Origin of the sequence: Microbaculum marinisediminis (genome assembly GCF_025397915.1) — a bacterium.
Taxonomy (GTDB): Bacteria; Pseudomonadota; Alphaproteobacteria; order Rhizobiales; family Tepidamorphaceae; genus Microbaculum; species Microbaculum marinisediminis.
This window is the reverse complement of record NZ_JALIDZ010000005.1, coordinates 316236-330855: the sequence shown is the minus strand read 5'-3', so window position 1 is coordinate 330855 and position 14620 is coordinate 316236. Positions and strand designations below refer to the sequence as shown.

Here is a 14620-nt window from a genome sequence, read left to right as displayed (position 1 = left end):
CTAGGGCAAGCCGTTTAAGAAAACGCCAATCGGCGGGGAAACGCCCGTTTCGGCCCTGTCGGCGGGAGCGCCGGTCAGCCCTTGCCCATTGCGCCGGCCTGGAACATCCGCGCCAGCAATCGCTCGACGACAGTCGCCATCATGAACGCCGAGCTGGTGAAGAAGCCCGGCCCCCAGAGCATCATATTGGCGACATAGATGTTGGTCGCCCCCGTCGCGCGAAAGCTCGCCATGTCGACATCCGCCCCGGGCAAGGCGATCCCGTCGCGCGCATAGGGCCGCAAATAGCCCTTCTTCGCCAGCGCGCGGGTCAGGCCGTCCTGGTCCGGGTGGGCGACGTCGCGGTTCACCGCCCCGATCGTGTTGACCAGGATGTCGGCACGCTCCGATCCGAAATCGTGGTGGATCGTGTAGGCGCCGGTGTCATCCAGCCCGACATCGCGCGCGCCCTTGAGGATACGGAGGCGCCCGGCCTTCATGAGCGCGAGGATCTTCTCCGCCGTCGGAACCGGACAGGGCGCGGCATAGCACAGCACCGCGGTCTCCACGGCGTCGCGATAGGTCCGTTCGGCCTCGGCCGACAGCAGGCGCTCGGCAAAGAGGTCCCAGAGATCGACCTGCGCGTCGCCGAGGAAATCGACCAGGAAGTTCACTGTATCGGAACTATCCGCCAGCCCGATCGCGTGCGCCAGGATCTCCGCCGCCCGCGCGTTCAGCGCGTCGGCGTCGGCGCAGTCGCGATAGGGATCCATCAGGCCGTCGGCATCGAGCGTCACGCCGTTGGCCGCGGCATCGTCCATCACCAGGTCGCGCAGCGCCGCCAGATCGAACTGCCCCGCCCCGGCCAGCGCCCGGATGCGCGCCGGCGTGAAGGCGTTTCGGGTGACGGCCCCGCCGTTTCGGGTCTGCGCGCCCTTGATGCGCCCGCTGCGCGAACACAAAACCGCATGCCTCTGGTTCGCTCCGGGCACGAATGTCAGCGCGCCATCCGCACCGCGCGCGAACCGGCAGCCGGTCGACGGCGCGAACAGCCTGTTCAGCACGTCATAGGCGCTCAGCGACGCCCCCATGATGTGCACCGTGGCGTCCGGCGGGATGGTCTCGAAGTCGGCAGTGCCGATATGGCTTGCGAGGTAGCGCGCGCCACCCGCGGGCGGGGCCGGAAACGGCTGGTATTCCACCGCGCGGCCCGTCGTCAGGATGGCGACGTCGGCAACCGTGGTCCCGCCCGCCCAGGTGAGCGTGACGCCGCCGTCGGTCTCCGTGATATCCGACACAGCATGGGGGATCAGGTCCACCGCGATGCCCTTGATCGCGGCATTCACCCGGGTCGCCGCGACCGCGTCTTTGAGGAATTCGCCGTAGACGGGGCGCGGCAGATGACCTTTCTCGTCGAGGTCGGGCGCGAGATCGGGGCGCGTCCTGAGCCAGTCGACGAAGGCGCGCCGGTTCGATGCCACGAGACACATGGTGTCCGTGGTGTTGTTGATCAGGTAGTCGCGGCTCTCGTCCGTTCGGTAGGGATAGCCGGGCCCGAAGTCCCCGGTCGCCTCGAAGATCGTGATCTTCTCGACAGGATACCGGTCGACCAGCTGGTAGAAGGCGCTCGTGCCGGTAAAGCCGCAGCCGACCAGCGCGATATGGCGCGGCGTGGTCATAGTGCGCCCCTCGCGATCCAGAGCCCCCAGACCACCAGCACGAGCCCGGAGACCAGATCGAACCAGCGCGTGACGCGCGGGGTGATCCGCGTCCTGGCGGCCAGCGCCAGGTGGACGAGAAACAGCCACCACAGCGCCGACCCGATGAACACGCCCGCCACCAGCCAGTAGGGTGCCGAGGGTGAGTCCGCCGCCGAGGCGCCGAGGCCGGCGATCAGCCCGACAAAGGCCAGAATGGTCATCGGGTTGGAAAGCGTCAGCGCGAACGTGGTGCTGTAGGCGGGGATCACGGACGCGCGCGAGGCAATCTCCCGCGCGCTGTCCTCCGCCGGGCCGTTCAGGAACCCTCGGATCGACATCGCCCCGAGCAGGGCGATCAGCAGGCCACCGCCGAGTTGCAGCGGGGTCGCGTAGCTCAGCAGCACGCCGGTCGCCGCGAACCCGGCCGCCACCAGAAGCCCGTAGACGGCATCCGCGGTCGCCGCGCCAAGGCCGGACGCCAGACCGGCCGCCCGGCCGTCCGTCAGCGTGCGCCGGATGCAAAGCAGTCCGATCGGACCGACCGGCGCCGCCACGGCGAAGCCGACGCCGATGCCCTTGAGCAGGATTTCCATGGGATCAGCTTTCGCGTGCGTCCGGTGAGATCTTCACCACGGTCGTTTCCTTGAGCGCGTCCAGGGACACGAGGGTCTCCGTCCTCTGGACGGCGGGCAGCGGCTTCACGCTGCTTTGCAGGAACCGCTGAAGCGCGTTCGTGTCGGCAACGCGCACCTTCATCAGGTACGAGTGCTGGCCGCTGATGTGGTGCAGCTCCTGCACCTCGGGAAACGCCATGAGCGCGCGGCAGGCCTCGGCCTCGCCGTCATAGGCCAGGTCGAGGAACACGAACACGCACAGCGCGGCGCCCACTTTCTCGGGGTCCAGAACCCCGCGCCACTCGGTGATCGTGCCGTTCGCCACGAGGCGGCGCACGCGCTCGTTGGCCGTCGACGTGGACACGCCGACCGCCGACGCGATGTCGACGCTGGCGGCCCGCCCGTCCGTCTGGAGTATGTCGGCAATCTTGCGGTCGATCTCATCCATGCCGGATATAATACTGCTGTATTCGCATTTATCAATATTATATCCCGATTACATCGCAAAATTCGGAAACCCACCGAAACCTCGTGTAAGGCTCCGGAAAAATGCCGGATCGTCGATTGATAGGACAAGCGGGACAGGATGGGCGGGGTCAGGACCACGGCCACCGGCGAGAAACGCCGGCGTGAACGCCGGACGGCCGCCCGCGACCCGGAGACGCTGCCTCCGGAGCCGCTGCAAACGGCCGCGAAAGATAAGTCTTCAGAGGAACCCGGCTCAGGGCGCCTGGAGCGTGTAGACCCAGTCGGCGGGAACGAAACGGAACCCGTTGCTGCGCACCACGTGGCCGATGCCCGGATAGGGCAGATGCATGCCGGCGACCAGCAACCGGTCGGTCACCGCCATGTCGAACGCCTTGCGCCGGGTCATGATCGCCTTCTGCGGCGAGGTATCCAGCGCGATCGACCAGTTGGGATGCGGGAACTGCAGCATCGGCGAATGGACGATGTCGCCCCAGACGAACAGCGTATCGTTGCCCGACGACACCATGTAGCCGGTGTGGCCCGGCGTGTGTCCGGGCAGCGGCACCGAGCGGATGCCGGGGATCACTTCCTCGTCCGGGCCGATCTTGCGAACGGTCTTGGCATAGGGCGTGGCGGCCGCCTGCGCGGCGTGGAAGAACGGCTTCGCCACCTCGGCGGCGTTGTTGAGATTGTCCGGGCTCATCCAGAAATCCCAGTCGTCGCCGCAGACGACGAGCTGCGCGTTGGCGAACGCCGCCGCCCCGTTTTTCGTGGCGATCCCGCCGATATGGTCGGGATGCATGTGCGTGGCGATCACCACGTCGACATTGGCGGGATCGATGCCGGCGGCGGCCAGTCCGCGCGGCATGTCGCCCATGGTCGGGCCAAGGAAATCGCGGCCGCCGGCATCGATGATCGCCAGCTTGTCGCCGGTATTGACCACGAAGCAGTTGACCGAGGCGCGCACGGTGTCGCCGGTCGGCGCGAAACTCGCGCGCTGCAGCCGCTCCACCTCGTCGGGCGTGGCGTCGGGGAACATGTTCGTCCCCAGGTTCACATAGCCGTCCAGGATCGCGGTGACGATGATATCGCCAACGGCGATGCGGTAGATTCCGGGCACCTGCCGGGCCGCCTTCGGCTGGGCGGCCTCGCTCCTGCCGGCTCCGAGCGCGGAGCCGGCCAAGGCCGCGCCCGCGGCGAAACCGGCCTTCAAGAGCTGTCGACGGCGAAAATCCATTCCGGAATCCCCAAGAATCCGCATTTTTTGCAGGTGCGAAGCGACATTAGCACGGCGGCGACGCCGTGTTGAACCGTTACTTTCGATGTTCCATCGAAGGGTTTAGACGGACAGGCCCTGTCGGACCCAAGCCTGTTGCGCGGGCGGGAAGAATAGTGGGAAGATGACAGTAACCGCCCGACCGGGCGGATGGACATACTGGAAACGCACCAACAACCAACAGGGGAACACTATGCGTCAATTCCTGCGTCTGGCCGTTGCAGCCACGGCACTTGTCTTTGCCGGCGGAGCGGCAGCGAAGGATTGGAGCACGGTCCGTATCGGCACCGAGGGCGCCTATCCTCCGTTCAACTTCTACGACACGAACAACCAGCTTCAGGGCTTCGACATCGAGATCGCCCAGGCGCTCTGCGACAAGATGGCGGTGAAGTGCGAATTCGTCGCACAGGACTGGGACGGCATCATTCCCGCCCTGCTCGCCAACAAGTACGACGCCATCGTCGCCTCGATGTCGATCACCGAGGAGCGCAAGAAGCAGGTCGAGTTCACCGACAAGTACTACAACACCCCGGCCCGCTTTATCGCCCGCAAGGAGTCGGCGGTCACCGACACCTCGGCCGAGGCCCTGAAGGGCAAGGCCCTTGGCGCCCAGTCCGCCACCATCCACGCCAACTTCCTCGAGGGCGAGCGTCCGGACTCGGATCTGAAGCTCTACGGCACCCAGGACGAGGCCAACATGGACCTCGCCAACGGCCGCCTCGACGCGGTGCTGGCCGACTCTGTGGTCCTGTACGAGTGGCTGGAGAACACCGAGGAAGGCAAGTGCTGCGAATTCGTCGGTGAGCCCGAGACCGATCCGAGGTACTTCGGCGACGGCGCCGGCATCGCGCTGCGCAAGGAGGACCAGGACCTCAAGAAGATGATGAACGAGGCCCTGGCCGCGATCATCGCCGACGGCACCTACGAGAAGATCAACGAGAAGTATTTCCCGTTCTCGATCTACTAGGGCCATGATGATCGCCTGACAACCAGTCCGCCCCCGGCGGCGCCCAGCGTCGCCGGGGCTTGTTCGTCCTGGGGACCAGGCGTTTGGACGGGGGGTGATGACGGACCTTTTCCAGCTTCTTCAGCCGGGCCCCGAGGGATGGGGCGACGAGATCATGGCCGGCGCCTGGCTGACGATCCGGCTGGCGGTCGCCACCTTGCCGTTCGGCCTCGTGATCGGGTTCCTGGTGGCGCTGGCGCGCAACTCGGACTCGCGCGTGCTGCAGGCCCTCGGCGGCGCCTTCACCACCGTGTTCCGCGGCCTGCCCGAGCTGCTGACGCTGTTCATCATCTATTACGGCGGCCAGATCCTGCTGCAGAAGGTCATCGGCCTGTTCACCGACGCCTATGTCGAGGTGAACGGCTTCGTCGCCGGCATGGTGGCGCTCGGCGTCGTCTTCGCCGCCTTTTCCAGCGAGGTCTTCCTCGCCGCCCTCCGGGCGATCTCCAAGGGCCAGATCGAGGGCGCCCATGCGCTCGGGCTCAACCGGTTCCAGACGCTCCGCCTCGTCATTTTCCCGCAGTTGTGGCGCTATGCCCTACCCGGCATCGCCAATCTGTGGCTGGTGCTCCTCAAGGACACCTCGCTCGTCTCCGTGATCGCGCTCAACGACCTGCTGCGCATGACCAACGTCGTCGTCGGCGCGACCAAGGAGCCGTTCTTCTTCTACGCGGTCGCCTGCTCCATCTACCTGCTGTTCTCGATCATCTCGAGCTTCGGCATCACCTGGATCGAGCGCCGCGCCGCGCGCGGGGAGACGAGAGCGGCATGATCGACTTCGACCTCATGGCCCGCTACGGCCCGCGCATGCTCGACGGCCTCCTCGTCACGATCGAGCTGGTCGTCATCTCGATCGTGCTCGGCGGCCTCCTCGCCTTTCCCGTCGCGCTCGCCCGCATCGCGAAATCCCGCGCCCTCAACGCGGCCAGCTTCTGCTACGTCTACTTCTTCCGCGGCACGCCGCTGCTCGCCCAGGTGTTCCTGGTCTACTACGGCGCCGGCCAGTTCCGCCCGTCGCTGGAATCGGTCGGTCTGTGGTGGTTCTTCCGCGATGCCTTCAACTGCGCGATCTTCACCTTCACGCTGAACACCGCCGCCTATCAGGCCGAGATCCTGCGCGGCGCCATCCTGTCGGTGCCGCGCGGCCAGAGCGAGGCGGCGCTGACCATGGGCATGCGGATGCCAGCCATCTACTGGAAGGTGATCCTGCCGCAGGCCTACATCGTCGCGCTGCGCCCGCTGGGCAACGAGATCATCCTGATGATCAAGGGATCGGCGATCGCCAGCGTCATCACCGTCTTCGACCTGATGGGCACCACCCGCCTCGCCTTCGCCCGCTCCTTCGACTTCCAGGTCTACCTGTGGGCGGCGATCCTTTATCTCATCATCGTCGAGACGCTGCGCCGGGTCTGGGACAGGCTGGAACGCCGCCTGACGCGCCATCTGCGGATGGCGTCCTGAGGCGGCGGCGCCGCGGCCCACACGTGGTCAGCGCTTGATTCAACGCACCAGGGCCGCGCCGCAAGCGATTCCGCCGCCTCGGGTTTCGCCTTTCCGAAACGACCTCACACGAACAGGTCGGTCATCTCGAACGCGGTGACATCGACCAGCCCCTTGTCGGAGATCCGGAGCTCGGGGATCACCACCAGCGCCAGCAGCGAGTGCTGCATGTAGGCGTTGTTGAGGGTGCAGCCGCACGCCCGCATCGCCGCGACCATGGCCTCGGCCTTGGCCGCGACGACCTCGGCGCGCTCGTTCGACATCAGGCCGGCGATCGGCAGCTCGACCAGCGCCAGCTCCCTGCCGCCGGCGACGACGACGATGCCGCCGCCGACCTCCGCCGCGCGATTGGCCGCCAGCGCCATGTCGGCCTTGTCGGTGCCGACCACGATCATGTGGTGGCTGTCGTGCGCCACCGTGCTCGCCACGGCGCAGGGCACGGTATAGCCGAAGCCGGAGACGAAGCCGTTGGTGACCGCCCCGGTCCTCCGGTGCCGCTCGACCAGCGCGATCTGGCAGACGTCCTGCGCCCCATCGCCGATGACCAGACCGTTCTCGACCTTCAGCGTCCGTTCCAGCGCCTTTGTCGGCGCCTGGTTCTCGATCACGCCGATGACCCGCGCCGTCACCTCCGACGCCCCCTCCGGTGCCGGGATGTCGAAGTCCGCCGCCGTCAGCGTACGGCCGAGCTTCACCGTGTCGCGGGCGAAATCCGGATAGTCGTAGGCCGGAATGTCGATCGTCAGCGAACCGCCCTCCGCCACCACCTGGCCGCGCGCGATGACGGTCTCCACCGGCAGGCTCGGCAGGTCCGAGGTCAGGATCATGTCGGCGCGCCGGCCCGGCGCGATCGCGCCGAGTTCGCGTTCCAGGCCGAAATGGCTGGCGGTGTTGATGGTCGCCATCTGGATCGCCACCAGCGGGTTGCAGCCCTGCGCGATCGCGTGCCGCACCACCCGGTTCATGTGTCCCTCGTTGACGATCGTGCCGGAATGGCTGTCGTCGGTGCACAGGATGAAGTTGCGCGGATCGAGGCCCATCTCGGTCACCGCCTTGATCTGCGCGGCGACGTCGTACCAGGCCGAGCCGAGCCGCAGCATCGCCCGCATGCCCTGGCGCACGCGCGCGACCGCGTCCTCCAGCCGGGTGCCCTCGTGGTCGTCGGCCGGCCCGCCGGCGACATAGCCGTGGAACAGCGCGCCCAGGTCCGGCGAGGCGAAATGGCCGCCCACCGTCTTGCCCGCGCCCATGGTCGCGGCGATCTCGCCCAGCATGGTCTCGTCGCCGCTGGCGACACCGGGAAAGTTCATCACCTCGCCGAGCCCGATGATGTTCGGCCACGCCATCGCCTCGGCGACGTCCTCAGGCCCCAGCTCCGCCCCGGCCGTCTCCAGGCCCGGCGCGCTCGGCACGCAGCTCGGCATCTGCACGAACACGTTCGACGGCATCGCCATCGCCTCGTCATGCATCAGCTTGACGCCCTTGAGGCCGAGCACGTTGGCGATCTCGTGCGGATCGACGAACATCGAGGTGGTGCCGTGCGGCAGCACGGCGCGGACGAACTCGGTGACCGTCACCATGCCGCTTTCCACATGCATGTGCCCGTCGCACAGGCCGGGCACCATGTAGGCCCCGTCCGCCTCGATCACCCGCGTCCCCTCGCCCACCGTGTGGCGCGCGTCCGGACCGACATAGGCGAAGCGGCCAGCGGCGATGGCGACGTCCGTTGCCGCGATCACCTCGCGCGAATGCACGTTCACCCAACGCCCGCCGCGCACCACCAGGTCGGCCGGCGTCTTGCCGGTCGCCACATCGACGAGCCGCGCCGCAACCGCGCTCCAGGGCCTAATTCCCGTCATGTCGGCCTCCGCATCCGGTTCCCTCACAATTGTTTTGCCGGTCCGATCCTAGTCGAATTGCGCGCGATGCGATAACCAGTTCGGCTATCGCTGACACCAAGGCGCCGATCGGCTACAACGCGGCGCAACGTATGCATCGCACGGGGACAGGGAGCAACGACATGGCGAAAGTGGCATTCATCGGCCTGGGCGTGATGGGCTATCCGATGGCCGGACACCTGAAGGCCAAGGGCGGCCACGACGTGACCGTCTACAACCGCACCGCCGCCAAGGCCGAGCAATGGGTCGCGGAGCATGGCGGCACCGCCGCCCCGACCCCGAAGGCGGCCGCCGAGGGCTGCGACTTCGTCTTCTGCTGCGTCGGCAACGACGACGACCTGCGCGCCGTCACCACCGGCCCCGACGGCGCCTTCCACGGCATGAAGGACGGCGCGGTCTTCATCGACAACACCACCGCCTCCGCCACCGTCGCCCGCGAGCTCTACGAGATCGCCGTATCGAAGGGCTTCGGCTTCCTCGACGCACCGGTCTCCGGCGGCCAGGCCGGCGCCGAGAACGGCCAGCTCACCGTGATGGTCGGCGGCGACCAGGCGGTGTTCGACAAGGCCGAGCCGGTGATCCAGGCCTACGCCAAGATGGTCGGCCTGATGGGCGAGGCCGGCGCCGGCCAGCTCACCAAGATGGTCAACCAGATCTGCATCGCCGGCCTCGTGCAGGGCCTGTCCGAGGGCATCCACATGGCGATGGTGTCCGGCCTCGACGTCGCCAAGGTGATCGCGGTGATCTCCAAGGGCGCGGCCCAGTCGTGGCAGATGGAGAACCGCTGGTCGACCATGGCCGCCGGCAAGTTCGATTTCGGCTTCGCCGTCGACTGGATGCGCAAGGACCTGTCGATCTGCCTCGAGGAGGCCCGCGGCAACGGCGCCCACCTGCCCGTCACCGCGCTGGTCGACCAGTTCTATTCCGACGTCCAGGCCATGGACGGCAACCGCTGGGACACCTCGAGCCTGATCGCCCGCCTGCAGAAATAGCCGGACGCCGCCTCGATCCGGCGCGGCATTGCGACCAATACGGCAACCCGCTCCGGCAGCCCCTCTTTACGTCATTGCCGGGCCTGACCCGGCAATCTCAGGCGTGTGGCACCAGATGCCCGGGTCACGCCCGGGCATGACGTACAGAACGGAACGGCGGTGCGATCCGGGAACCGCGAAATGGGCTCCGGGTCGAGCCCGGAGCACGCGGACTTGGTTTAGGGCACGGCCGTGCCAATCTAACAAACGCGTGTCCCGGACGTGATCCGGGACCCATGCGGCCTTGCTATCAGCCACGGCCGTGCCGCCGGACCGAGCGTCTCCGGAATCCCGGCGCGCGCTACCGCCCGTCCTCGGCGGCGAACTCCAGCGGCAGCGCGGTGGTAAACTTGATCTGCTCCATGGCGAAGCTCGACGACACGTCGGTCAGCGCCACGCGCGAAATCAGCTTCTTGTAGAAGATGTCGTAGTGCTCGATGTCGGGCACGACGACGCGCAGCAGATAGTCGACGTCGCCGCTCATCCGGTAGAACTCGACCACCTCCGGCAGGTCGGTGACGGCGTCGGCGAACGTCCCCAGCCACTCCTCGGCGTGCTGGTTGGTGCGGATCGCCACGAAAACGGTGACGCCGGCGCGCACCTTTTTGGGATCGACCAGCGCCACCCGCTTCTGGATGACGCCCTCCTCCTCCAGCTTCTGGATGCGCCGCCAGCATGGCGTCGTCGACAGGCCCACCCGCTTGCCGATCTCGGCGACGGGCATGGTGCAGTCCTCCTGCAGGACGGCCAGGATCTTGCGGTCGATACGGTCGAGCATGGGCGGCGCCTTTGGAATTATTTTCCAATATCACATTCAGCGATGCGAATTATTGGAAACTTATTTCAGTGCGAGCCTAATAGTAGATTTCCATCGCTCTTGTCCAGAGGACGGGTGCAGACCGGGTACACCGTCGGCACCCGCCCCTGGGCTCCGGGTCAAGCCCGGAGCACGCGGCCTGTGATCGGGCGCGCGGGCGTGCCCCGCGAACAGCCCCGTTCCCGGACCTGATCCGGGACCCATTCGGCCCTTCGGCGCGGGCAGCCCGCGATGCGGCAAGCGGGGCCGGCCAGCGCCACAGCCCGGCCACCCGCCTCAGCGCGGCACGGCGATCCCGCGGGAATGGAAGCCGAGGACGTGCGGGGCGCCGCGCAGGTAGAAGGTGTCGAGCTGTTCGATCGAAAAGCCCGCCGCCTCCACCGCCTGGCGGGTCGGCCGGTTGAGGTGGCAGCCCGCGGCGCAGACGGTCCAGAACGGATCGAGCCGGTCTTGCCAGCGCGCCACGCCGGGCTCGTCCGAGCGACCGTGCTCCAGCAACAGCAGCTTTCCCGACGGCTTCAGCACGCGCCTCAGTTCGGACAGCGCCCGCGCCGGCTCGGCGACGGAGCACAGCGTGTAGGTCAGCACGGCGGTGTCGGCCGAATGGGTCTCCAGCGGCAGGTCCTCGGCGACCCCCTGGTGAAACTCGACGGGTACGGGCGCGGCGGCCAGGTTCCTGTCGGCCAGCCGCAGCATGCCGGCATTCGGCTCCACGCCGACGACCTGCGTCACCTTGCCCTTGCGATAGAAGCCGAGATTGTGGCCGGAGCCGAAGCCGATCTCGACGACGACGCCCTCGGCCTGCGGCACGATCAGCCCGCGCTGCTCGGCGATCCGGCGGCTGCCGCAGCACAGATGCGTCAGCCGCGGCGCGAACCTGTCGACATAGAAACCCATGGCCTTTGATCCGTTTGCCTGCAGATTTCCTTTGCCCGCTCCCCCGAGGCATGGCTAAGACGGAGCGGGCAACCTTCCGCCTGCGTCATCAATCGTCCGGAGTTCCCATGGATAGCGACCCAAGCGAAACACCGAAGACCAAGGACGATATCGTGCGCTGGCTGCGCGGCCGCAATATCGACGAGGTCGAATGCCTGGTGCCGGACATGACCGGCATGATGCGCGGCAAGATCGTCCCGCGCGAGGATTTCATCCGCAACCTGGACTCGGGGCTGCGCCTGCCCGAGACGATCCTGCTGCAGGCGGTGACCGGCGATCCGGCCGAGGAAGGCGGCATCCAGTCGGAAACCGACCAGGACATCCGCACGATCCCCGATGTCGGCACGGTCCGCATCGTCCCCTGGTACCAGGAGCCGACGGCGCAGGTGATCTGCGACACGACCTACAACGACGGCACGCTGGTCGATTTCGCGCCGCGCTCGGTGCTCAAGCGCGTGCTGCAGCTCTATGCCGACCAGGGCCTGACGCCCATCGTCGCCCCCGAGCTCGAATACTATCTGGTCGAGAAATCCACCGATCCGGACATTCCGCTGACGACGCCAGTCGGCATCTCGGGGCGCAAGGAATCCGGCCGCCAGGCCTATGGCATCGAGGCGGCCAACGAGTTCGATCCCGTCGTCGAGGAAATCTACGCCTACTGCGAGGAGTCGCGGATCGAGATCGGCACGATGGCGCACGAGGCCGGCCCGGCGCAGCTCGAGATGAACTTCCTGCACGGCGACCCGCTGGAGCTGGCCGACCAGGTGTTCCTGTTCAAGCGCGCCGCGCGCAAGGCCGCGCTGAAGCACGACATGTACGCCACCTTCATGGCGATGCCGCACGAGAACGAGCCGGGCTCGGCGATGCACGTGCACCAGTCGATCGTGCGCGCGGACAACGGCCGCAACATCTTCGTCGACGACGACGGCAACGACGCCCCGACGCTGTTCCACTACATTTCCGGCCTGCAGCGCTACGTGCCTTCGGCGATGCCGCTGTTCTGTCCGAACGTGAACTCGTTCCGGCGCATACGGCTGGAATCCGACGCCCCGATCAACGTCCACTGGGGCCGCGACAACCGCACCTGCGGCCTGCGCGTGCCGGATTCGCCGCCATCCGCCCGCCGCGTCGAGAACCGGGTGCCGGGCGTCGATTCCAATCCCTACATCGCCTTCGCCGCCACGCTGGCCTGTGGCCTGCTGGGGCTGCGCGAGACGATCGATCCGGACCCCGTGGTCACCATCGACGCCCACACCCTGCCCTTCGGCCTGCCGCTGCACCACCACGACGCGCTGGTGATGCTGTCGGCCAGCGAGGCCCTGCGCGAAGTGCTCGGCAGCCGCTTCGTCGACGCCTTCCTGGAGGTGAAGCGGCTCGAATGGCAGCTCTACAACCGCGTCATCTCGAGCTGGGAACGCGAATACCTGCTGCTGAACGTCTAGGCACCCGCCCGGCTTGCAGGCGGCCGTTCCGACCGGAAACGCGCTAATCCTCGCCCGCGTAGACGACACGGTAGCGGATCTCGACACCCTCCTGGCCGCTTGCCGCGCGCGGCTGCGCGCTGCCGTCCTCGTCGACGGCATCGGCCGGATGCCAGTCGGTGTAGGCCGCCATTTGCCCCGGCGCGCGCGGCAGCTTGAGCACGAAGATGTAGCGCGGCCCCTCGGGCAGCTTGACCGACAGCACGCGGGAACTTGCCCGGAAATAGAGCTCGAAGAAACCGGCGATCATCGGCCGGTCGCCGTCCCGCCGGGTCCAGTCGTCGAACAGGTCGCCCCATGCCTGGTTCTTCTCGGTGTCGAGCTGGACATCGACGCCCGCCGCCGTATCCGGCAATGCGGTCCCGGCCGGAAACCGTATCTCGTAGTGCAGCTGCGGCGGCGCCCGGTTCGGCCCGCCCAGGCTGTCGTCGGCGAGCCAGGCGTAAAGCCAGGTTCCCCCCGCCCCCAGGGCAACGATCACGGCGATCGCGCCGACGAACTGGCCCGCCGTCTTCGCCCTTGCCCGGCCCGGCACCGCATCCGCGGGTGCCTCCCGGCCCGCGCGTCGCCGCCCCGCGACCAGCGCGATCAGGGGCCCGGCGACAAGGCCGACCAGCCCGCCGATGATGGCGATCAGTCCGACGAAATAGCCGCAGGCCCCCTCGAAGCAGGAGACCTCGAAAAGCCATGCCAGGAACTCGCCAACGAACCAGCCGGCGACCAGCCCGAGGCCCGCGCCGAGGATGCCGGCGAGGATCGCGATCAGGAAACGCATCATGCCGGTGATCCGCACTGGCCGAACAGGCTGCGGACGATAGCGCTGCCGGCCCCCGCGCGCGAGCGCAAATGAGACGCCTCCGCACCGGAGGCCGCAGGTTTACCGACCGAAACCGGACCGAAACAGGCCGGACATCGCGATGAAACCGGACGCGCATATCACCGCTCGGCTTTTTAGGGAAACCGACCGGATTTCCAATGCGTCCACCGCCAGGGGGATCCGGTCCCATCGAGGGATCGATACGAGCCATGCCCGTGACTGCACGACACCGGATCGCGTTCGCCGCCGCCGTCGCCCTGGCCGGGCTCGGGTCTCCCGCCGTGGCCCAGACCGCCACCGACCTCGCCTGCAAGGGCTGTGTCGGCAAGAGGGACATCGGCAAGAACGCGGTGACTGGCGCCAAGATCAGGAAGAACACCGTCAGGGCGAAACACCTGCACAGATCGGCGAAGCCGGCCGGCGTCGCCTCGGCCTCCTCCCTCACGCCGGTCCCTCTCACCGGCACCTACGAGACCGTCTTCTCGGTCTCGCTCACGGCGCCCGGGCCGGGAACCGTCGTCGCAACGGCCAGCTTCAATGCCCATCACATCAACCCGGGCAGCGTCCACGGCTGCACCATCGTCGACGGCACCACGGCGGGACTGAACACGAGCCTGAACGAAGGCACCGGCTACGTGACGGCAAGCCTGACGCGTCCACTGCCGGTCGCGGCGGCCGGGCCCGTCGCCGTCAACCTGATGTGCACGGAAGCGGGCGGAAACGTCGAGATCGACAACATCAACCTCATCGCTCTGTTCGTGCCGGCGAGCTACTGACGCCGGATCAGCCGGCCGCCATTTCGGCTGCCGCGACGAGTGGGCGCGCCCGCCCCCGCACCTGCCCCCGCACCTGCCGCAGAACGGCTATGATCTGCTGGCGGTCGCAGGGGATGGCGCCGCGGCTGATCGCGCGGCTGCGTTCCCAGGCGGTCAGGTCGTAATGCGGTTTTCCCGTACGCGGCGGCCCCTGATACGACGAGCGCTGGACGCCGAGGGAAAAGGCGAAGCGATGCAGCTCCGCCTCGCTGTCGGCGAGCAGGTGGCACCACTTGCGGCCGTGCCAGTGCCAGATCGCCTCGTCGACATAGACGGCCATCG

At 67.5% G+C, this 14620-nt stretch carries 15 protein-coding genes; 6 read left to right on the top strand and 9 right to left on the bottom strand.

Annotated elements, in window-relative coordinates; translation table 11 throughout:
* Positions 1–74: 74 nt before the first annotated feature.
* The 4 genes from MUB46_RS13090 to MUB46_RS13075 all read right to left on the bottom strand — a co-directional run bounded on the left by MUB46_RS13090 (position 75) and on the right by MUB46_RS13075 (position 3998).
* On the bottom strand, positions 75–1658 hold the full coding sequence (locus MUB46_RS13090; RefSeq protein ID WP_261616365.1) for an FAD/NAD(P)-binding protein: 1584 nt from the start codon (positions 1656–1658) through the stop codon (positions 75–77).
* A complete protein-coding gene (locus MUB46_RS13085) occupies positions 1655–2272 on the bottom strand; it encodes a LysE family translocator (protein WP_261616364.1) in 618 nt (205 codons plus the stop codon). Before MUB46_RS13085 ends, MUB46_RS13090 begins: the two co-directional genes overlap by 4 nt.
* A 4-nt stretch (positions 2273–2276) precedes the next feature.
* Positions 2277–2741: an Lrp/AsnC family transcriptional regulator gene (locus tag MUB46_RS13080; protein WP_261616363.1), complete on the bottom strand. Its 465-nt coding sequence runs from the start codon at positions 2739–2741 to the stop codon at positions 2277–2279.
* 273 nt (positions 2742–3014) lie between these two features.
* Positions 3015–3998 (bottom strand): MBL fold metallo-hydrolase, encoded by a 984-nt coding sequence (locus tag MUB46_RS13075; protein ID WP_261616362.1) that lies wholly within the window; start codon positions 3996–3998, stop codon positions 3015–3017.
* A 232-nt stretch (positions 3999–4230) separates the two neighbouring features.
* Here MUB46_RS13075 and MUB46_RS13070 point away from each other — a divergent pair, with 232 nt between their 5' ends.
* The 3 genes from MUB46_RS13070 to MUB46_RS13060 all read left to right on the top strand — a co-directional run bounded on the left by MUB46_RS13070 (position 4231) and on the right by MUB46_RS13060 (position 6504).
* Positions 4231–5004 carry an ABC transporter substrate-binding protein gene (locus MUB46_RS13070; RefSeq protein WP_261616361.1) on the top strand — a complete coding sequence of 258 codons (774 nt, stop codon included), beginning with the start codon at positions 4231–4233 and terminating at the stop codon, positions 5002–5004.
* Positions 5005–5101: 97 nt separating this feature from the next.
* Positions 5102–5815 (top strand): ABC transporter permease, encoded by a 714-nt coding sequence (locus MUB46_RS13065; RefSeq protein WP_261616360.1) that lies wholly within the window; start codon positions 5102–5104, stop codon positions 5813–5815.
* The gene (locus MUB46_RS13060) at positions 5812–6504 is read left to right on the top strand and encodes an ABC transporter permease (protein ID WP_261616359.1); all 693 of its coding nucleotides are present in this window, start codon (positions 5812–5814) and stop codon (positions 6502–6504) included. The genes MUB46_RS13065 and MUB46_RS13060 overlap by 4 nt, the downstream gene beginning before the upstream one ends.
* A gap of 104 nt (positions 6505–6608) precedes the next feature.
* Here MUB46_RS13060 and ade read toward each other — a convergent pair whose 3' ends face one another.
* Positions 6609–8402, bottom strand: a complete 1794-nt coding sequence (gene ade, locus MUB46_RS13055) for an adenine deaminase (protein WP_425256260.1) — start codon at positions 8400–8402, stop codon at positions 6609–6611.
* A gap of 161 nt (positions 8403–8563) precedes the next feature.
* Here ade and MUB46_RS13050 point away from each other — a divergent pair, with 161 nt between their 5' ends.
* Complete coding sequence (locus MUB46_RS13050) at positions 8564–9433, top strand: NAD(P)-dependent oxidoreductase (RefSeq protein WP_261616358.1); 870 nt, start codon at positions 8564–8566, stop codon at positions 9431–9433.
* Between the two features lie 340 nt (positions 9434–9773).
* Here MUB46_RS13050 and MUB46_RS13045 read toward each other — a convergent pair whose 3' ends face one another.
* Positions 9774–10250 carry an Lrp/AsnC family transcriptional regulator gene (locus MUB46_RS13045; RefSeq protein ID WP_261616357.1) on the bottom strand — a complete coding sequence of 159 codons (477 nt, stop codon included), beginning with the start codon at positions 10248–10250 and terminating at the stop codon, positions 9774–9776.
* Positions 10251–10565: 315 nt separating this feature from the next.
* Entirely contained in the window at positions 10566–11186 is a 621-nt protein-coding gene (locus tag MUB46_RS13040) for a class I SAM-dependent methyltransferase (protein WP_261616356.1), read from the bottom strand.
* A gap of 107 nt (positions 11187–11293) precedes the next feature.
* Here MUB46_RS13040 and MUB46_RS13035 point away from each other — a divergent pair, with 107 nt between their 5' ends.
* Positions 11294–12667: a glutamine synthetase family protein gene (locus MUB46_RS13035; protein ID WP_261616355.1), complete on the top strand. Its 1374-nt coding sequence runs from the start codon at positions 11294–11296 to the stop codon at positions 12665–12667.
* A 43-nt stretch (positions 12668–12710) separates the two neighbouring features.
* Here MUB46_RS13035 and MUB46_RS13030 read toward each other — a convergent pair whose 3' ends face one another.
* Positions 12711–13484 carry a hypothetical protein gene (locus MUB46_RS13030; RefSeq protein WP_261616354.1) on the bottom strand — a complete coding sequence of 258 codons (774 nt, stop codon included), beginning with the start codon at positions 13482–13484 and terminating at the stop codon, positions 12711–12713.
* A 254-nt stretch (positions 13485–13738) separates the two neighbouring features.
* On the opposite strand from MUB46_RS13030, the gene MUB46_RS13025 reads away from it, so the two are divergent.
* On the top strand, positions 13739–14299 hold the full coding sequence (locus MUB46_RS13025; protein ID WP_261616353.1) for a hypothetical protein: 561 nt from the start codon (positions 13739–13741) through the stop codon (positions 14297–14299).
* A gap of 7 nt (positions 14300–14306) precedes the next feature.
* Here MUB46_RS13025 and MUB46_RS13020 read toward each other — a convergent pair whose 3' ends face one another.
* Positions 14307–14618 carry a DUF4031 domain-containing protein gene (locus tag MUB46_RS13020; protein WP_261616352.1) on the bottom strand — a complete coding sequence of 104 codons (312 nt, stop codon included), beginning with the start codon at positions 14616–14618 and terminating at the stop codon, positions 14307–14309.
* Positions 14619–14620: the final 2 nt, after the last annotated feature.

Bases quoted from the DNA above. Each gene is read 5' to 3' on its own strand.
- MUB46_RS13090 (WP_261616365.1), bottom strand. From the start codon at position 1,658: ATGACCACGCCGCGCCATATCGCGCTGGTCGGCTGCGGCTTTACCGGC.
- MUB46_RS13085 (WP_261616364.1), bottom strand. From the start codon at position 2,272: ATGGAAATCCTGCTCAAGGGCATCGGCGTCGGCTTCGCCGTGGCGGCG.
- MUB46_RS13080 (WP_261616363.1), bottom strand. From the start codon at position 2,741: ATGGATGAGATCGACCGCAAGATTGCCGACATACTCCAGACGGACGGG.
- MUB46_RS13075 (WP_261616362.1), bottom strand. From the start codon at position 3,998: ATGGATTTTCGCCGTCGACAGCTCTTGAAGGCCGGTTTCGCCGCGGGC.
- MUB46_RS13070 (WP_261616361.1), top strand. From the start codon at position 4,231: ATGCGTCAATTCCTGCGTCTGGCCGTTGCAGCCACGGCACTTGTCTTT.
- MUB46_RS13065 (WP_261616360.1), top strand. From the start codon at position 5,102: ATGACGGACCTTTTCCAGCTTCTTCAGCCGGGCCCCGAGGGATGGGGC.
- MUB46_RS13060 (WP_261616359.1), top strand. From the start codon at position 5,812: ATGATCGACTTCGACCTCATGGCCCGCTACGGCCCGCGCATGCTCGAC.
- ade (WP_425256260.1), bottom strand. From the start codon at position 8,402: ATGACGGGAATTAGGCCCTGGAGCGCGGTTGCGGCGCGGCTCGTCGAT.
- MUB46_RS13050 (WP_261616358.1), top strand. From the start codon at position 8,564: ATGGCGAAAGTGGCATTCATCGGCCTGGGCGTGATGGGCTATCCGATG.
- MUB46_RS13045 (WP_261616357.1), bottom strand. From the start codon at position 10,250: ATGCTCGACCGTATCGACCGCAAGATCCTGGCCGTCCTGCAGGAGGAC.
- MUB46_RS13040 (WP_261616356.1), bottom strand. From the start codon at position 11,186: ATGGGTTTCTATGTCGACAGGTTCGCGCCGCGGCTGACGCATCTGTGC.
- MUB46_RS13035 (WP_261616355.1), top strand. From the start codon at position 11,294: ATGGATAGCGACCCAAGCGAAACACCGAAGACCAAGGACGATATCGTG.
- MUB46_RS13030 (WP_261616354.1), bottom strand. From the start codon at position 13,484: ATGATGCGTTTCCTGATCGCGATCCTCGCCGGCATCCTCGGCGCGGGC.
- MUB46_RS13020 (WP_261616352.1), bottom strand. From the start codon at position 14,618: ATGGCCGTCTATGTCGACGAGGCGATCTGGCACTGGCACGGCCGCAAG.